At 72.4% G+C, this 17011-nt stretch carries 16 protein-coding genes; 8 read left to right on the forward strand and 8 right to left on the reverse strand.

The features are described 5' to 3' along the window. Window positions 1-40: 40 nt before the first annotated feature. The 6 genes from ACFWTE_RS16100 to ACFWTE_RS16125 form a co-directional block, all read right to left on the reverse strand. Window positions 41-1012 carry a carbohydrate kinase family protein gene (locus ACFWTE_RS16100; protein ID WP_378780204.1) on the reverse strand — a complete coding sequence of 324 codons (972 nt, stop codon included), beginning with the start codon at window positions 1010-1012 and terminating at the stop codon, window positions 41-43. 231 nt (window positions 1013-1243) lie between these two features. Continuing rightward, entirely contained in the window at window positions 1244-1591 is a 348-nt protein-coding gene (locus tag ACFWTE_RS16105) for an iron-sulfur cluster assembly accessory protein (RefSeq protein WP_267948866.1), read from the reverse strand. A gap of 292 nt (window positions 1592-1883) precedes the next feature. Beyond that, entirely contained in the window at window positions 1884-2483 is a 600-nt protein-coding gene (locus ACFWTE_RS16110; protein ID WP_378780205.1) for a hypothetical protein, read from the reverse strand. A gap of 44 nt (window positions 2484-2527) precedes the next feature. Further along, a complete protein-coding gene (gene htpX / locus ACFWTE_RS16115; RefSeq protein WP_378780206.1) occupies window positions 2528-3448 on the reverse strand; it encodes a zinc metalloprotease HtpX in 921 nt (306 codons plus the stop codon). 343 nt (window positions 3449-3791) lie between these two features. Continuing rightward, window positions 3792-4070 carry a hypothetical protein gene (locus ACFWTE_RS16120; protein ID WP_378780207.1) on the reverse strand — a complete coding sequence of 93 codons (279 nt, stop codon included), beginning with the start codon at window positions 4068-4070 and terminating at the stop codon, window positions 3792-3794. Further along, window positions 4067-4834 (reverse strand): PspA/IM30 family protein, encoded by a 768-nt coding sequence (locus tag ACFWTE_RS16125; RefSeq protein ID WP_378780208.1) that lies wholly within the window; start codon window positions 4832-4834, stop codon window positions 4067-4069. Before ACFWTE_RS16125 ends, ACFWTE_RS16120 begins: the two co-directional genes overlap by 4 nt. Window positions 4835-4930: 96 nt before the next feature. Here ACFWTE_RS16125 and ACFWTE_RS16130 point away from each other — a divergent pair, with 96 nt between their 5' ends. Both ACFWTE_RS16130 and ACFWTE_RS16135 read left to right on the forward strand, forming a co-directional pair. Next, window positions 4931-5605: a DUF3043 domain-containing protein gene (locus ACFWTE_RS16130; RefSeq protein ID WP_378780209.1), complete on the forward strand. Its 675-nt coding sequence runs from the start codon at window positions 4931-4933 to the stop codon at window positions 5603-5605. Window positions 5606-5746: 141 nt separating this feature from the next. Next, window positions 5747-6751 carry an aldo/keto reductase family protein gene (locus ACFWTE_RS16135; RefSeq protein ID WP_378780210.1) on the forward strand — a complete coding sequence of 335 codons (1005 nt, stop codon included), beginning with the start codon at window positions 5747-5749 and terminating at the stop codon, window positions 6749-6751. A 135-nt stretch (window positions 6752-6886) separates the two neighbouring features. Here ACFWTE_RS16135 and ACFWTE_RS16140 read toward each other — a convergent pair whose 3' ends face one another. Further along, the gene (locus ACFWTE_RS16140; RefSeq protein ID WP_378780211.1) at window positions 6887-7093 is read right to left on the reverse strand and encodes a hypothetical protein; all 207 of its coding nucleotides are present in this window, start codon (window positions 7091-7093) and stop codon (window positions 6887-6889) included. 207 nt (window positions 7094-7300) lie between these two features. Between ACFWTE_RS16140 and ACFWTE_RS16145 the strand changes: the two genes are divergently transcribed. The 6 genes from ACFWTE_RS16145 to ACFWTE_RS16170 all read left to right on the forward strand — a co-directional run bounded on the left by ACFWTE_RS16145 (window position 7301) and on the right by ACFWTE_RS16170 (window position 15186). Beyond that, window positions 7301-8296, forward strand: coding sequence for a bifunctional adenosylcobinamide kinase/adenosylcobinamide-phosphate guanylyltransferase (locus ACFWTE_RS16145; protein WP_378780243.1), 996 nt, complete (start codon window positions 7301-7303; stop codon window positions 8294-8296). A 98-nt stretch (window positions 8297-8394) separates the two neighbouring features. After that, complete coding sequence (locus ACFWTE_RS16150; RefSeq protein ID WP_378780244.1) at window positions 8395-9153, forward strand: adenosylcobinamide-GDP ribazoletransferase; 759 nt, start codon at window positions 8395-8397, stop codon at window positions 9151-9153. A gap of 326 nt (window positions 9154-9479) precedes the next feature. Beyond that, window positions 9480-10997, forward strand: coding sequence for a leucyl aminopeptidase (locus ACFWTE_RS16155; protein WP_378780212.1), 1518 nt, complete (start codon window positions 9480-9482; stop codon window positions 10995-10997). 141 nt (window positions 10998-11138) lie between these two features. Next, on the forward strand, window positions 11139-12515 hold the full coding sequence (gene lpdA / locus ACFWTE_RS16160; protein ID WP_378780214.1) for a dihydrolipoyl dehydrogenase: 1377 nt from the start codon (window positions 11139-11141) through the stop codon (window positions 12513-12515). Window positions 12516-12637: 122 nt separating this feature from the next. Next, a complete protein-coding gene (gene sucB, locus ACFWTE_RS16165) occupies window positions 12638-14410 on the forward strand; it encodes a 2-oxoglutarate dehydrogenase, E2 component, dihydrolipoamide succinyltransferase (protein WP_378780245.1) in 1773 nt (590 codons plus the stop codon). Between the two features lie 209 nt (window positions 14411-14619). Further along, entirely contained in the window at window positions 14620-15186 is a 567-nt protein-coding gene (locus ACFWTE_RS16170) for an NADPH-dependent FMN reductase (protein WP_378780215.1), read from the forward strand. Window positions 15187-15385: 199 nt separating this feature from the next. On the opposite strand, the gene ACFWTE_RS16175 is transcribed toward ACFWTE_RS16170, so the two are convergent. Beyond that, a complete protein-coding gene (locus tag ACFWTE_RS16175) occupies window positions 15386-16609 on the reverse strand; it encodes an aromatic acid exporter family protein (RefSeq protein WP_378780216.1) in 1224 nt (407 codons plus the stop codon). Window positions 16610-17011: the final 402 nt, after the last annotated feature.

Raw genomic sequence — 17011 nt, forward strand, 5'->3', positions numbered from 1 at the left:
GGACCCGGAACGGGCGGGGACGGTGCCCGGGACGCACCGGTCACAGGAACGGCGCGACCTCGGCGGCCACCTCGGCCCCGTAGGACTTCTCCACGCGCTCCAGCAGGGACGCGGCGGTCATCGTGTACTCCTGCGGACCGTCCGCCTCCAGGCAGTGCACGGCGGTGGCGTTGCCGACCTGGGCGGCCCTCTCCAGCGACAGGCCCCAGGAGTGGGCGGCCAGGAAGCCGGCCCGGAAGGCGTCGCCCATGCCGGTGGGGTCGACGAGGTGGTCGACGGCGGCGGCGGGGACGTGCAGGCTCGGCTCGTCCCGGCGGTCGATGCGGGCGCCCTTGGCGCCCAGGGTCGTGACGCGGGTGCCGACCCTGCCCAGGACCTCGGCGTCGGACCAGCCGGTCTTCTGCTCGGCGAGGGCCTTCTCGTACTCGTTGCCGAACAGGAAGGCGGCGCCCTCGATGAGGGTGCGGACCTCCGCGCCCTCCATCCGGGCCAGCTGCTGGGAGGGGTCCGCGGCGAAGGGGATCGCGCGCGTGCGGCACTCCTCGCTGTGGCGGACCATCGCGAGGGGGTCGTCGGCGCCGACGAGCACCAGGTCCAGACCGCCGACCCGCTCGGAGATCGCCTGGAGCTCGATGTTGCGCGCCTCGGCCATGGCGCCCGCGTAGAAGGAGGCGATCTGGTTCTGGTCGCGGTCGGTGGTGCAGATGAACCGGGCGGTGTGCCGCAGCTCGGAGATGTACACGGCGGACGTGTCGACGCCGTGGCGGTCCAGCCATGCGCGGTAGTCCTCGAAGTCGGCGCCCGCCGCGCCCACCAGGAGGGGGTTGAGACCGAAGCCGCCCAGGCCGAAGCAGATGTTGGCCGCGACGCCCCCGCGTCGGACGTCCAGCTCGTCGATCAGGAAGGAGAGGGACAACTGCTGGATCTGTTCGGGGATGATCTGTTCCGCGAACCGACCCTCGAAGGACATGAGGTGGTCGGTGGCGATGGATCCGGCAACCGCGATACGCACGGGACGAAGGCTCCTTGGTGGGAGGCGTCCGGTCGGGGTGACCGGACGGGTGCGGGCATGCCGAGGACGTGCCCGTTACTGACCGCACCAGGGTATCCAGTGCCGCCCCCGCATCGGGTTCCGCCCTGCCGGGCCCCTCGGCGGGGTTCGGCGACAGCGAGGGGAGGGCGGTGGTCCGCCCTCCCCTGGTGCCGCGTCGCCGGCCGTGGCCGTCGACGGGAGCTCGCTCTCCTAGTTGAAGGAGTCGCCGCAGGCGCAGGAACCCGTGGCGTTGGGGTTGTCGATCGTGAACCCCTGCTTCTCGATGGTGTCCACGAAGTCGATCGTGGCGCCGACGAGGTAGGGGGAGCTCATCCGGTCGGTGACGACCTCGACCCCGCCGAAGTCGGTGACGACGTCGCCGTCCAGGTCGCGCTCGTCGAAGTAGAGCTGGTAGCGCAGCCCCGAGCAACCGCCGGGCTGGACGGCCACACGCAGACGGAGGTCGTCCCGGCCCTCCTGCTCCAGGAGCGCCCTGACCTTGCCGGACGCCTCGTCGGTGAGGTTGATCCCCTCGGTGACCTCGCTCTGAACCGTCATGTTGTAAAGCTCCTCTGCAAAGGGGTTGCGGCTGCCTGGCGACCCCTGGTCGCTTGGGGGACCGGCCCGCTGCGGCGGGGCCTGTCCTCTTCAACGGGTCCCAACACCCGGGGCCGGTCCGGCATTCCGCCGTGCCGCCGCTGTGTTCTCCCTGTCACCGTTGCCCAGTGCCCCCTGGTGTGGGGGAGGGCCCGGCGAAGCACGGATGTGCTCGTCGTCCCAGGGTAATTTGTCCGGCCCCGGTATGCCATCTCCAGGCGCGGCCTGTGAGCCGGGGGCCGGGGTCCCCGGCTCACAGGCCGGGCGCCCCGTAGACGGGGAACCACCGCGAGCGGTCCTGTTCCAGGGGCAGGTCGCCCCCGACCGCGGCCTCGATCTGGAGTTCGAGGGCGTTGTCCCGGCGTCGGCCGTCCCCGGTGGGCGCGAAGGGGTAGAAGGTGCCGCGCTTGTACAGGTACACCAGCGCGAGGGAGCGCGTCCCGTCCGTGAACCCGACCAGGGAGCACAGGAGTGAGGGCCCGTAGCCGTTGGCCTCCAGGGTGGAGTTGACGGCGTGCAGGTCGGTGACCAGGCCGGTGATGTCGGGGTCGGTGACCTCGCCCTCGGTTCCCGGAGGGTTGTGCGAGCGGACCACCAGCCACGTGTAGCCGTAGTCGTCGGTGACCTGGTCGACGGGTGGCCCGTCACCGGTGTCGAGCAGCGCGGTGATGTCGCGTTCCAGGTCGGCGAAGGCGGCCCCCTCGGTGGCGCGGAAGGCCGCGGAGCCCGTACCGGTGGGCCGGAACCCGGCGGCGGCCCGCAGGGTGACGGCCGCCGAGGGCAGGGCGAAGAGGGCGTCGAGGTCGGGTGTGGTCGGCTTGGAACGGCCCAGCAGGGCCCGCCAGAAACTCATGCTGTGCTTCCTCGTTGGTCGGGTGTCGGCCGCCGCGGCCCCGGTCAGCCGCCCTGACCGAGCTGCCGGGAGATCTCGGAGAGCTGTGACAGGCGCTGGTCGACCGGGGGGTGGGTCGCGACCAGCTGGCTGAAGCTGAACCCCTTGCGGGAGAGCGCGGGGGCGAAGAAGAACGCGTTGAACGGCTCCACCTGGCGCAGGTCGCGGCTGGGGATCTGCGCCATGTCACCCGTGATCTTGGTGAGGGCGCTGCCCAGCATGGAGGGGCGTCCGGTCAGGTAGGCCGCGGCACGGTCGGCCGAGAGCTCCCGGTAGCGGGACAGCGCCCGGGTGAGCAGGAAGCTGAGGGCCCAGGCGACGGCGCTGACCAGCACGACCAGGAGGGCGACCACGGCGGGCGCGGGGCCGTTGTTGTTGCTGCGGCCGGCCCCGGCGAACATGGCGAAGCGCAGTCCGGCCTGGGTGAGGAAGCCCGCGACGATCCCGAGGAATCCCGCGACCGTCATGACCATGACGTCGCGGTGGGCGATGTGGGACAGCTCGTGGGCGAGGACCGCCTCCAGCTCCGGACCGTCGAGGCGGCGCATCAGGCCCGTGGTCACGCAGATGACCGCGCTCTTCTCGTTGTGCCCGGTGGCGAAGGCGTTGGGGACGTCGGTGTCGGCGATGCCGACTCTGGGCTTGGACATGTCCGCCATGGCGCACAGCCGGTCGACCACGGCGTGCAGCTCGGGAGCCTGCTGGGGGGTGACCTCCTTGGCTCCCATGGAGAACATGGCGATCTTGTCGGAGGCGAAGTAGCTGAAGAGCGCGAACCCGGCGACGACGAGGAGGACGAGCCACACGTTGAGCCCAACGAGGACCAGACCGACGACGAAGGCCGCGTACACCAGGGCCAGGAGCCCCATGGTCGTCACCATCCGGGTGGTGAGCCCGCGGTCCGGCCTGAACTTGGAACCCGCCATGCCGCACTCCTCTCCCCGACTGTCTCGGAGTGTAGTTCGCACAGGTGAGAGGGGGGTCAAAGCGGTGTGCTGCGTGTTCCTGGCGGTGCGCCCCCTCTCCCGTCAACGGGGGTCCGGGGGTGCCGGGTTCCTCGGGGACGGGCGGACGCGGGGTGTTCCCGGGCACACGGGACCGCTGCCCCGGACGCGCCGAGGCCGCCGTGACGATGTCACGGCGGCCTCGGCGAAACACGCGCGCGCAGGCACCGAGCGCGGTTCCGACCGGCCGTGGCCAGGCCCGTCGGATCCCGCCCTGTCCGGCGCACACCTGGACGGAAGCGGTGTGCGCGGACGGAACCGGTTCCTAGCCGGGGATGAGCCCGTCGTCCTGGAGCATCTGCCGTACCTCTTCCATGCTGGCGTCGGCGTGCGGAAGGATGAACTCGGACGGTTCCAGCGCGTCGGGGGGCAGCGGCCTGCCGTCCTCCCGGACCTTCGCGAGAAGGTCGTGCAGCGCCTGGCGGAACGTCTCCTCGTCGCCCGACTCGATCGCGGACTCCAGCGCGGAGTCGAACGAGTTGAGCAGCTGCAGGTCGGCGTCGCTCAGGTCGACCTGGCCCTCACCCATGATGCGGACGATCACGAGCCCTCCCGGTTTCCGGTGCTGCCGGCGCCGTTCCCGCCCTCGATCTGAGGGGTGGAACCGCCGCTGCCGAGCTCGCTCTTCATGCGCTCCAGCTCGGCCTCGACACCGGTGGTGCTGGCCATGCGGTCGAGCTCGCTCTGGATGTCGTCCCTGGCGGTGCCGGTGACGTCGTCGAGCGCGCCGGAGGCGAGCAGTTCGTCGACGGCACCCGCGCGCGCCTGCATCTCGGCGGTCTTGTCCTCGGCACGCTGGACCGCCATGCCGACGTCGCCCATCTCCTCGGAGATGCCGGAGAACGCCTCGCTGATCTGCGTCTGGGCCTGGGCGGCGGTGTAGGTCGCCTTGATGGTCTCCTTGCGCGTGCGGAAGGCGTCCACCTTGGCCTGGAGGCGCTGCGCGGCCAGCGTGAGCTTCTGCTCCTCGCCCTGGAGGTTGGCGTGCTGTTCGCGCAGACCCTCGATCTGCGTGGTCAGGCCCGAGCGGCGGGTGAGTGCCTCGCGGGCGAGGTCCTCACGACCCTGGGTCAGGGCGGCGCGGCCCTGGGTCTCCAGCTTGCCGGACTGCTGTTCGAGCTGCTGGATCTGGAGTTCGACCCGCTTGCGGGAGGTCGCGACGTCTGCCACACCACGTCGGACCTTCTGCAGGAGTTCGAGTTGTTTCTGGTACGAGTAGTCGAGGGTTTCCCTGGGATCCTCGACAGAGTCCAAGGCCTTGTTGGCCTTGGACTTGAAGATCATCGAAAGTCGCTGAAACACGCTCATCGGCGTGGCCGTCCCCTTCTCGGTGCGTACATCGGCTGTTCCCAGCGGGCGCTTTGCCCAACCCTACGCGGTCTGGCCCGCGGTCGCCATAAAGCTATGACCGGCTACCCTGTGGGTGTGTTCCGACGTCGCTCCGCTTCCGCAGCCACGGATTCGCGTTCTGCCGAATCCGCCAGCCCCGAGGCCACTGAGGCCACCCAACCTAAGGGATACACCCCCAAGAAGGGTGTCCCCACCCCAAAGCGCAGGGAATCCGAGACGATCCCCCGCAAGCCGGTGAAGGCTCCCGAGAGTCGCAAGGAGGCGTACCGCGCCTACCGGGACCGTCTCGACCGTCAACGCGGCCAGACCGTCCGGAGTTCCGGCGGCCTCAAGGGCGTGCCCAAGGACGAGGCGCGCTACTACCGCCAGCAGGACCTGGGCGAGGCCCGGGCGTTCGCCCGCGACTTCATCGACTCGCGTCGCAGCGCCAGTGAGTTCTTCCTGCCGTTCTCCATCCTCATCATCGCCCTGCTGTTCATCAACAACCCGCTCTTCCAGGTCGGCGTGGCCTACGTGGCCTGGCCGCTGATGATGGTGACGATCATCGCCGAGGGCGTCCTGGTGGGCCGCACGGTCAAGAAGCGCGCCCTGGAGTACTTCCCCGACGACACCGCCATCAAGGGCGTCGGGTTGTACGCGGCCATGCGCCAGCTGCAGTTCCGCCGGCTGCGCCTGCCCAAGCCGCGCCTGAAGGTCGGGGAGGACCCGACGCCCCGCAACGCGCGCTGAGGCGTCGCTGCTCCCCCTCCCCCACCACGTGAGTAGGGCCGGTGTCCGCACCGGCCCTTCACTCGTCCCCGCCGGGAGCGATCCCAGACATGCATTCGCATTCCACCCGAAGAGGCACATTCCCCCACTAGAGTGCTGCCCATGGACTTTCGGCATCTAGGCAACAGCGGTCTCATGGTCAGCGAGATCGCCTACGGGAACTGGCTCACCCACGGCTCCCAGGTCGAGGAGGACACCGCCGCGGCCTGTGTCCGCGCGGCCCTGGACGCGGGCATCACCACCTTCGACACCGCGGACGTGTACGCCAGGGGCAAGGCCGAGGAGGTGCTCGGCCGGGCGTTGAAGGGCGAGCGCCGGGACGGGCTGGAGATCTTCTCCAAGGTCTACTGGCCCATGGGCGAGGGCAGGAACGACCGCGGGCTGTCCCGCAAGCACGTCCTCCGCGGCGCGGAGGACTCCCTGCGCCGCCTCGGCACCGACTACCTGGACCTGTACCAGGCGCACCGGTTCGACTACTCCACCCCGCTGGAGGAGACCATGCGGGCGTTCGAGGACCTGGTCCGCCAGGGCAAGGTCCTCTACATCGGCGTCTCCGAGTGGCGCGCCGACGAGATCGAGCAGGCGCTGAAGATCGCCGACGAGATGAACTTCGACCGGATCGTCTCCAGCCAGCCGCAGTACAACATGGTGTGGCGGGTCATCGAGTCCGAGGTCGTCCCGGTCTCCGAGCGCGAGGGCATCGGCCAGATCGTGTGGTCGCCCCTCGCCGGAGGGGTCCTGAGCGGCAAGTACAAGCCCGGAGCGGACCTTCCGGAGGGCTCGCGCGCGGCCGACCCCAAGAGCAAGCAGGCCATCGCCGACAAGGTCGGGGACCAGGTCCTGCTGGAGCGGGTCCAGCTGCTGGAGCCGCTGGCCGCCGAGGCGGGCCTGACCCTGGCGCAGCTGTCCCTGGCCTGGGTCCTCCAGAACCCGAACGTGTCGTCGGCGATCATCGGCGCCTCCCGGCCCGAGCAGGTCGAGGGCAACGTGCAGGCCGCCGGGGTCAAGCTCGACACGGACCTGATGGAGCGGATCGACGAGGTCCTCGGCGACAGCGTCAAGCGCGACCCGGCGCTGACGAAGAGCCCCGAGAACATCCGCGGCTAGCTTGACGAGGCGGCCCCGGCGCCCCTCGGGGCTGCCGGGGCCGCGTCGTGGGCGGGGGTCCCCCGGGCCCGGGTCCTCCCGGCGCCGCCGGAGGGGCCGGGCGTGCCCGGGGCGGGGCACGCTACCCGGGCACCGCTACTCGACGGGTTCCAGGGCCATCGCGTAGACCTCCCGGTCGTCCTCCAGCAGGGAGACGCGACTGACACCGCCCCCGGCGAGCTCCTGCCAGTTCTCCCCCAGCCAGCTCTCCGCGTCGCCCCGTGAGGTGAACGACTCGGACGGCAGGTCCTCCGCCGGCTGGCCGGCGCCGTCGGCCTCGTAGTACCGCCAGGTCCACGCCATGTTCGACCGCCCTTCGTCACGCAGGCCACAGTGGTGGTCACCGTGATCCTGCGCCGAGCTTAACCAAGGCTTGGTCCGGCATGCTGTTTACTCTGCTGCGTGCGTATCCGATTCCAGGGGACGGCGGGCCCCTCGGGCTGGCCGGCCCCGCAGTGCACCTGCTCGTCCTGCAACAAGGCCCTGGCCGAGCGGCGGCTGCCCCTGCGCGTGACGGTCGACGACCGCTTCCGCGTCCGCGAGGCGGGCGCGGTCGGCACCGTACCCCCGGGATACACCGTGTCCGCGACACCGGACGGGGCCCTGGTCGAGGGCGCCGACGGCAGCAGGCTGCTCTGCGCCCGGTCGGGCCCCGGTCCGCTGCCCGGCGTCCCCCCGGTGGAGGCGCGGGCGGAGGGGACCTCCGACTACTCCTCGGCCCGGCCGGACCAGCAGGTGGACATGGTCGTCGTGGACGCGGCGCAGCGCCCGGAGGTCATCGGCGAGCTGCGGCGCTCCGGTGTGATCGGGGTGACCACGGCCGTGGTGGCCGTGGGAGGCGACCACCGGATCCGCTCGCAGCAGGAGTTCGCCCGGCGCGCGCGGCTGTGGGGCGCCCTGGCCCCGGGGGACGGGCACGTCATGTCGTGTCCTCCGTCCGTGTGGCCGGAACCGCGCCCGCACGGGCCGCACCGGACCCTGGTCACCGGTGGCGCCCGGTCGGGCAAGTCGACGGAGGCCGAGCTGCGCCTGCTCGCGGAACCGGGGGTGGTGTACGCGGCGACCGGCCCGGTGCCGAACCCGGCCGAGGACCCCGAGTGGGCGGACCGGGTGGAGCAGCACGTGCTCCGGCGCCCCTGGTGGTGGCGGACCGAGCAGACGACCGACCTGGCCGCACTGCTCCGGCGGGCCCGGGGCGCGGTCCTGGTCGACTGCCTCGGCACCTGGCTGACCTCGGTGATGGACGAGGCGGGCCTGTGGGACGGCGTGCCGCCCCCCGACGCGGAGGAACGGGTCGAGGCGTCGGTCCGCGACCTGTTGGCGGCCTGGCGCGAGACCCGGGCCTACGTCGTGGCGGTCACCAACGAGGTGGGGTCGGGGGTGGTGCCCCCGACCCGCTCCGGGCGGCTCTTCCGCGACCACCTGGGCCGGTTGAACCAGTGGGTGGGCGCGGAGTCCGAGGACGTGGTCCTGGTGACGGCCGGCCGGATCGTGGAGCTGGGGTGAGGGCCCCTCCCCCGCGCGAGGGCCCGGCGGGAGGCGGCCCCTCCCCCGGGGCCGAGGCCGCCGGTTCCCCGGTGGCCGACGCGGTCGCCGGGGCCCGGATGGCGCTGGGCACGTTCACGGCGTTCCCCGTGCGGGTGGAGCGGGTGGACCGGACCACCGCGGGGTGGGCGATGGCGTGGGCGCCCGCGCTCGGCGCCCTCCTGGGCGTCCTCACCGGCGCGGTGGCGGCAGCGGGCGCGTGGGCCGGGCTGTCGCCCGCCTTGGCCGCGGTGCTCGCGGTGGGCCTGGGAGCGCTCGCGACGAGGGGACTGCACCTGGACGGGCTGGCCGACCTGGCCGACGGGCTCGGCAGCGGGCGCCCCGCGGAGGGTGCTCTGGAGGTGATGCGGCGGTCCGACATCGGGCCGTTCGGCGTGGTGGCGCTGGTGGTGACGCTCGCCGCGCAGGTCCTGGCGCTGGGCCAGCTGGTGGCGGCCTCGCCCTGGGCCGCCCTGTCCTGCGCCGCCGTCGCGGGCGCGACCGGACGGCTGGCGGCGACGCTGGCGTGCGGTCCGCGCGTGCCGTCAGCGCGGCCGGAGGGCCTGGGGGCCTTCGTGGCGGGAACGGTGCGGTGGCCGCGCGCGGTGGCCGCCGGGGCGTTCGTCGCCGCGGTCTGCCTCACGGGGTCGGCGCACGCGCCGGGCCTGGCCGCGGCCTGCGTCCTCGCGGCGGTGGCGGGCCTGGCCGTGGCGGGGGTCCTGCTGCTCCGCGCGGTGCGCAGGCTCGGCGGGATCAGCGGCGACGTCCTGGGCGCCCTGGTGGAGTCGGCGTCCGCCACGGTGCTGGTGGTGGCCGCCGCGGCGACGGCGTGGGTGTGAGGCCGGACCCGGTTCCCGCCGGGCGGCTCATGGCAGGGTCACCCGCGCCCGGGGATGCGGGGATGCGGGGATGCGGATGTCGCCATCGTCACATTTATTCACACGGAGTTTCACGTGCCGGTCACGGGGGGAGTCGCAAGGCCCACGGGAGTCGGCGTGCGACGCCCCCCGTGGGCGACCAGAGCCCCCCTCCCCGCGCGGGCGGGCCGGGGGCACCCCCGGGAATGCACACCGCCCCCCTCTCACGCGGAGCGCCGCGTCAGACCGCCTGGGAGGGTGGGGTGCCGCGTCCCCGCCGGGCACGGGAGGCGACTAGCATCGGGAGAGTGAGCACGTCGTTGGCAGTAAACACGGAGTCCCCCAGTTCGCTCGACGCCGACGCGGTTGTCGTCGGCTACCACTCCGGAGGCGACGCTCCGGAACCCGCGTCGGGCGCGCATGACGTCGACGCCGCCTTCTCGGGCGGCCTCGCCCCGACCCTGTCGCTCCTGGGAGCGAGCGGCGCACCCGAGGAGGTGCACACCATTGCCTCCCTCGGAGCCGTCAGGGCCCCGATCGTCGTCGCGGTCGGTCTCGGCCCGGCTCCCGCCGGGGGCCCCGTCGACTCCGACGTCCTGTCCCGCGCCGCCGGCGCCGCACTGCGGTCGCTGGCCTCGCGTCCCGGAGGAGCCGGCCGGGTCGTCCTGGCCCTGCCCGCCGGGACCGCCGCCGAGGCGGGGGCCGTCGCCCTCGGCGCCCAGCTCGGGAGCTACGCCTTCGACCGGTACCGCACCGGCGACAAGGCCCGGAAGCAGTCCGAGGACCGCGCGGCCGGCACGCTGACCCTGACCACCTCCGCCCCGGGCGCCGGCGACGCCGTCGAGCGCGCCGCGGTCCTGGCCGAGGCCGTCAACTTCACGCGCGACCTGGTCAACACCGCCCCGGCCGACCTCGTCCCCGAGGACCTGGCCGCCGCGGCCCAGGAGATCGCCCAGCAGGCCGGCCTCCAGATCGAGGTCCTCGACGAACAGGCCCTGTCCGAGGGCGGCTACGGCGGGCTGACCGGCGTCGGCCAGGGGTCGTCCAACCCGCCCCGCCTGGTCCGCCTCGCCCACAGCCACCCGGAGGCGACCAGAACCGTCGCCTTCGTCGGCAAGGGCATCACCTTCGACTCGGGCGGCCTGTCCCTCAAGCCCGCGGGCTCGATGGACTGGATGAAGTCCGACATGGCCGGCGCCGCCTCCGTGCTCGCCGCCATGCGGGCCATCTCCACCCTGGGCCTGAAGGTCAACGTCGTCGGCTACCTGGCGGTGGCCGAGAACATGCCCAGCGGCACCGCCCAGCGCCCCTCCGACGTCCTGAGCATCTACGGCGGCAAGACCGTCGAGGTGCTCAACACCGACGCCGAGGGCCGCCTGGTCATGGCCGACGCCCTGGTCCGCGCCCAGGAGGACCAGCCCGACCTGATCGTGGACATCGCCACGCTGACCGGCGCCCAGCTGGTCGCGCTGGGCACCCGGGTGTTCGCGGTCATGGGCAACGACGACGGCGTGCGCGACGCGATCGTGGCCGCGGCCGGGGCGGAGGGCGAGGCCTCCTGGCCGATGCCGCTCCCCTCCGACCTGCGGGCGGGACTCGACTCCGCGGTCGCCGACATCGCGAACGTGGCGGGCGAGCGCTGGGGCGGCATGCTCTCGGCGGGCGTCTTCCTCCAGGAGTTCATCGGCGAGGGCGTCGCGTGGGCGCACCTCGACATCGCGGGCCCGTCCTTCAACCACGGCGGTCCGCACGGCCACACCCCGAAGGGCGGCACCGGCGCGGGAACCCGCACCCTGGTCCGCATCGCCGAGGAGTACGCCGAGTAGTCACCGTGCGCGGACGGTACCCCAGTGAGCCGGGGCCCGCCCGCACGCGGCCACCGCGGTCGTCGGCGCCCTCCCCCGTCTCCGGGCACGACCCGCGGATACACCACCCACACCAGCCACCACAAAGAGGAGTTCGTTCCCGTGAGTGAGAACGGCGGCACCTTCGACCTCGTCGTCCTAGGCGGCGGCAGCGGCGGCTACGCGGCAGCGCTTCGCGCCGCGGAGCTGGACATGAGCGTCGTCCTGATCGAGAAGGACAAGCTGGGGGGCACCTGCCTGCACCGCGGCTGCATCCCCACCAAGGCCCTCCTGCACTCGGCCGAGGTCGCCGACTCGGCCAAGGAGAGCGAGGCCTTCGGCGTCCGGGCCAGCTTCGAGGGCATCGACATCGAGGCCGTGCACAAGTACAAGGACAAGGTGATCGGGGGCCTGTTCAAGGGCCTGACCGGTCTCGTCAAGTCCCGCAAGATCACCGTCGTCGCGGGTGAGGGCAAGCTCACCGGCAAGGACGAGGTGACCGTCGACGGAGCGGTCTACAAGGGCAGGAACATCGTCCTGGCCACCGGTTCGCGGCCCAAGACCCTGGGCCTGGACATCGACGGCGAGAAGGTCATGACCAGTGACCAGGCCCTCGACCTGGACCGGGTCCCCGAGTCCGTCATCGTCCTGGGCGGCGGCGTGATCGGCGTGGAGTTCGCCAGCGTGTGGCGTTCGTACGGCGCCGACGTCACCATCGTCGAGGCCCTGCCGCACCTGGTGCCGGTCGAGGAGGAGTCCAGCTCCAAGCTGCTGGAGCGCGCCTTCCGCAAGCGCAAGATCAAGTACGAGCTCGGCACCCCGTTCGAGTCGGTCAAGACCACCGACTCCGGTGTGACGGTCACCCTCAAGGGCGGCAAGACCCTCGACGCCGAGGTCCTGCTGGTCGCCATCGGGCGCGGCCCCGTCTCGGAGGGCCTGGGCTACGAGGAGCAGGGGATCACCCTGGACCGCGGCTTCGTCACGGTCGACGAGAACCTGCACACCGGTGTCGGCGGCGTCTACGCCGTGGGCGACCTCATCCCCACCCTCCAGCTCGCCCACGTCGGCTTCGCCGAGGGCATCTTCGTCGCCGAGCACATCGCCGGGCAGAACCCGCCCGCGATCGACTACGACGGTGTTCCCCGCGTCACGTACTGTGAGCCCGAGGTCGCCTCCGTGGGCCTCACCTCCGCGGCGGCCAAGGAGCGCGGCCACGACATCGTGGAGATGAACTACAACCTGGCGGGCAACGGCAAGAGCCAGATCCTCCAGACGTCCGGCGCGATCAAGGTCATCGCCGAGAAGGACGGCCCGGTGCTGGGCGTCCACATGGTCGGCAGCCGCGTCGGCGAGCTGATCGCCGAGGGGCAGCTCATCTACAACTGGGAGGCGCTGCCCTCCGAGGTGGCCCAGCTCATCCACCCGCACCCGAGCCAGTCGGAGGCGCTGGGCGAAGCCCACCTCGCGCTCGCGGGCAAGCCGCTGCACGTTCACGACTGACCGCACCACCCGGGGGCGGGCCCACACGGCCCGCCCCCGCACACATCCGCGCTGCCCAGTCAAGGGGTTGGGCAGAGACCGCGCCCAGATCCAACGAGGAACCCATGCCGACTTCCGTTTCCATGCCCGCCCTGGGTGAGAGCGTCACCGAGGGGACCGTCACCCAGTGGCTGAAGAACGTGGGCGACACCGTCGAGGTAGACGAGCCGCTCCTTGAGGTCTCCACCGACAAGGTGGACACCGAGATCCCCTCCCCGGTCGCCGGTGTCCTCACCAAGATCCTGGTGGACGAGGACGAGACCGTGGAGATCGGCGCCGAGATCGCCGTCATCGGCGGCGAGGGCGAGAGCGCCGACGAGGCCGAGCCCGCACCCGCCGCCGAGACCGCCCAGCCCGAGGCCGAGCCGGAGCCCGAGCCGGAGCCCGAGCCGGAGCCCGAGGCCAAGGCCGAGCCCGAGCCGGAGCCCGCCGCGGAGCCCTCCGCGCCGGCCGCCTCCTCCGACGGCCCGACCACGTCGGTGACGATGCCCGCCCTGGGTGAGAGCGTCACCGAGGGGACCGTCACCCAGTGGCTGAAGAACGTGGGCGACACCGTCGAGGTGGACGAGCCGCTCCTTGAGGTCTCCACCGACAAGGTGGACACCGAGATCCCCTCCCCGGTCGCCGGTGTCCTCACCAAGATCCTGGTGGACGAGGACGAGACCGTGGAGATCGGCGCCGAGATCGCCGTCATCGGCGGCACCGGTGGCGAGGCCCCGTCCGCCTCCGAGGCGCCCGCTCCCGCTCAGGCCGAGCCGGTTCCGGAGCCGAAGTCCGAGCCGAAGCCGGCCCCGAAGGCGAAGCCGGAGCCCGAGCCCGAGGCGAAGCCCGAGCCCGAGCCCGCCGCGCGCGCGGAGTCGGCCGACGACGGCCCGTCCGTGGACATCGAGACCCTCAGCGGCACCGGCCGGGCCTCCGGCACCGACGCCGTGGGCGAGGCGTACGTGACACCGCTCGTGCGCAAGCTCGCCTCCGAGCACCGCGTGGACCTGGGCCGTGTGAGCGGCACCGGCGTGGGCGGACGCATCCGCAAGCAGGACGTGCTCAAGGCCGCCGAGGAGCAGAAGGCTGCCGCCGCGCGCGCCTCCGCACCCGCCGCTCCGTCCTCGGCCCCGCGCAAGGTCGCCGCCGACACCTCGCTGCGCGGGCGCACCCAGAAGCTCACGCGCCTGCGCCAGGCCATCGCGGACCACATGGTGGAGTCGCTGCACGTCGCGGCGACGGCCACCCAGGTCATCGAGGTGGACGTCACCAAGATCGCCCGCCTGCGCGAGCAGGTCGCCAAGCGTGACGGCGCCACCCCGGACTTCTTCGCGTTCTTCGGGCTGGCCGCGGTGGAGTCCCTCAGGACCCACCCCAAGCTCAACGCGGTCATCGACGGTGACAAGCAGGAGGTGACCTACTACGACGTCGAGAACCTCGCCGTCTCGGTGGACACCGAGCGCGGGCTGCTCGCCCCGGTCGTCAAGGACGCGGGCAAGCTCGGCCTCGACGGGCTCGCCCGCACGATCACGGACCTGAGCGAGCGCGCCCACACCGGCAAGCTCGGCCCGGACGAGCTGGGCGGCGGTACCTTCACCATCGCCGAGACCGGGTGCACCGGTGCGCTGTTCGGCACGCCGATCATCAACCAGCCGCAGGTGGCCATCCTCGGCACCGGCGCCATCGTCAAGCGCCCCGTCGTGGTCGAGGACCCGGCCATGGGCGGCGAGGTGATCGCGGTGCGTTCGATGGTCTACCTGTCGCTGGCCCACGACCACCGCCTGATCGACAGCGCCGACGCCGGTCGCTTCCTCCAGACCGTGAAGGAGCGGTTGGAGGAGGGCGACTTCGAGCGCGAGCTCGGTCTGGGTTAGGACCCGTGCGGGCCTGTCGGGCCGGGTGCCGTCGTCGGCGCCCGGCCCGACGCCGTTGACGGCGTGCCCGATTTGACCTGAATCGCGGTTCAGGTCCTAACGTTGGTTCGTCAACCGGAAGAGAACGGACGCCGTTCCGCCCGAATCCCCGTGGGGCCGACGGTCCCCGCGTGCCCAGGGCCGTCAGGCACGAAGACGACGAGGACCACATGGACAACCTTCGGATCGCGGTCATTCTCGCTGGCAACAGCAGAGGCCAGACCGGCCCCGCCGTCTCACGATGGTTCGTGGAACGCACCGTGAAGCACCCCGACCCCCGCCTGCGGTTCGACATCCTGGACGTGAGCGGCATCGGCCCCGATGACGGACACGGCGGGCCGATGGCGCCCCACGCCGCGGAGATCGTCGACGCCGCAGACGGGTTCGTGGTCGTCACGCCCGAGTACAACCACGGCTACCCCGGCGGGTTGAAGAGCGCGATCGACTCCGCTCGCCGGGAGTGGTTCGCCAAGGCCGTGGGGTTCGTGTCCTACGGGGGCATGTCCGGCGGTCTGCGGGCGATCGAGCAGCTGCGCTCGGTCTTCTCGGAGCTGCACACCGCCACGATCCGGGACACGGTCAGCCTGCACAACGCGCAGACGATGTTCGGCGCGGACGGGGAGCCGGCCGTGGACATGTCCCACTCGGAGGCGGCCGTGGAGAGGATGCTCGACCAGCTGGCCTGGTGGGCGCTCGCCCTGCGCGACGCCCGCGAGGCGCGCCCCTACCCCGGATAGCGGGCTGACCGGACACGTGACCCGTGTGACGTGAGAGTCCCCGCCCCCGGTGGGCTCGTACCTGTGGCGAGGTCGACGCCCAAACTCGCCGCGGGTACGGGACCCGGGGGCGGGCCCGGCTACGGTCGGCGCCCGCCAAGCCGGGCCGGGGTACTCCTGTCCGCTTCCTTGCCGGGGTGGAGGCGTCCCCGCCCGGAGGTCAACGGGACCCCCTCCGCAAGGAGGGCCAGCGGCGCCGGATCCGGTCCACGGGGGGACGCCACGGCAGCCACGGCAGCCACGGCACCCCGGGCGGGTGCGGGACCTCCAGGCCGCCCTCGTCCTCCCGCAGCGCCTCCTCGGCCTCCTCGAACCTGATACCGGCGAACACCATGATGTCGGTGGCGACCATCTCGACCGCCAGGTGCGTGGCGATGGTCACCGGGTCGGCCTCCGCACCGCCCGAGCCGAACCTCCGGGCGGACCGGAGGGCCCCCTCCACCGCGTGCTGACGCGCCTGACGGCTGCTGAGGCCGTCGGCGAGCGTGTACAGCGCCGAGGCCATGCGGCTCACGATCGGCGCGAGTTCGTGGCGCTCGTCCTCGCTCATGGCGGCGGTGGTCCGGGCGAGGAACAGACAGCTCTCCCCGAGCAGGATGAGGCGGTCGATGACCTCGTCCTCCGCCAGCACGGGCGCCGGGTCGCCCCACCTGATGGTGGAGAGCCGGATGGTGTGGCGGCTGTTCTCCCTGGCGCGGCTGAGCTCGGTCATCGGCCTGCTCAGGTCACCCAGCCACGTGACCATCTGCTCGCTGGAGGACTCGTCGTCCCGGCGCAGGGCGCGGCCGGAGACGTCGAGCATGTGGGCCATCTCGGTCAAGGCGTCCGACTCGATCCGGCGCAGGATGGCGACCAGCCGCGCGGGGAACAGCAGCTGGCTGAACACGAGCGCCACCCCGGCTCCGATGAGCGCGTCGGTGAGCCGGTCCAGCCCGGCGTTCCCCCCTCCGAAGTTCAGGGCGAACACCACGGTGAGGATCGCGCTGGCGGCCGCCTGGCCGATCACGATCCGCTGGACACCGATCGCCAGGGCTGCCGTCATCGCCAGGCCGACGCCCAGCGCGAGCGCCCCGTAGCCGCCGCCACCGGTCAGGAAGATCGCGGCCTCGCCGGAGAGGATGCCGAACACCACGCCCGTCAGCAGCCGGACCGCGTTGGCCCCCCTCTCCCCGCCCGAGGTGTTGAGCGCGATGACGGCCGCGATCGGCGCGAAGAAGGGGTCGTGCCCCTGGACGAGGCCTCCGGCCACGGTCCAGGCCACCACTGCGGCCATGACGGCCTGGAGCACCGACCAGGCGTGCGTGGTCACCCGTTCCCGGGCGTTCTCCGCCGCCTCCGCCAGCCGCCGCCATCCGACGCCCACCGATGAGGCCGACCTGCTCACAGCCGCCTCAGGGTCCGGGCGCCGGCGGCGTCGTGGAGTCCGGTACGGCTCCGTCACCGGGGAGGGCCCCGGCGGCACGGACGTGGAGCATGGTGACGCCTTCCTGTCCTTGGCGCCTCGGGCGCGAACGGGCACTGGCGTCCATGCTGCGCCGCGGCCACCCGCATCGGGAGCGGACACACCGGTGGGGGCCGACCATGGCCCAGTCCTTACCCTCGCCGCACCCGGGCGGGCACCGGTACGGGCGCACGGGGCGCCGACCGTCCGGTCGGGGCCTCGGAGGGAGGTGGGGCGGGGACGGAGACCAGGGGGTGGGGACGGCGGACGGGGGGGGGGGGGGGGGGGCCCCCCGCCGGTGGTACCCCCGCCAACACCCACCCCCAAGAAAGACCAACGTCTCAT

This window comes from Nocardiopsis sp. NPDC058631 (assembly GCF_042716955.1).
GTDB lineage: Bacteria > Actinomycetota > Actinomycetes > Streptosporangiales > Streptosporangiaceae > Nocardiopsis.

Bases quoted from the DNA above. Each gene is read 5' to 3' on its own strand.
- ACFWTE_RS16105 (WP_267948866.1), bottom strand. From the start codon at position 1,591: ATGACGGTTCAGAGCGAGGTCACCGAGGGGATCAACCTCACCGACGAG.
- ACFWTE_RS16110 (WP_378780205.1), bottom strand. From the start codon at position 2,483: ATGAGTTTCTGGCGGGCCCTGCTGGGCCGTTCCAAGCCGACCACACCC.
- htpX (WP_378780206.1), bottom strand. From the start codon at position 3,448: ATGGCGGGTTCCAAGTTCAGGCCGGACCGCGGGCTCACCACCCGGATG.
- ACFWTE_RS16125 (WP_378780208.1), bottom strand. From the start codon at position 4,834: ATGAGCGTGTTTCAGCGACTTTCGATGATCTTCAAGTCCAAGGCCAAC.
- ACFWTE_RS16130 (WP_378780209.1), top strand. From the start codon at position 4,931: ATGACCGGCTACCCTGTGGGTGTGTTCCGACGTCGCTCCGCTTCCGCA.
- ACFWTE_RS16135 (WP_378780210.1), top strand. From the start codon at position 5,747: ATGGACTTTCGGCATCTAGGCAACAGCGGTCTCATGGTCAGCGAGATC.
- ACFWTE_RS16140 (WP_378780211.1), bottom strand. From the start codon at position 7,093: ATGGCGTGGACCTGGCGGTACTACGAGGCCGACGGCGCCGGCCAGCCG.
- ACFWTE_RS16150 (WP_378780244.1), top strand. From the start codon at position 8,395: ATGGCGCTGGGCACGTTCACGGCGTTCCCCGTGCGGGTGGAGCGGGTG.
- sucB (WP_378780245.1), top strand. From the start codon at position 12,638: ATGCCCGCCCTGGGTGAGAGCGTCACCGAGGGGACCGTCACCCAGTGG.
- ACFWTE_RS16170 (WP_378780215.1), top strand. From the start codon at position 14,620: ATGGACAACCTTCGGATCGCGGTCATTCTCGCTGGCAACAGCAGAGGC.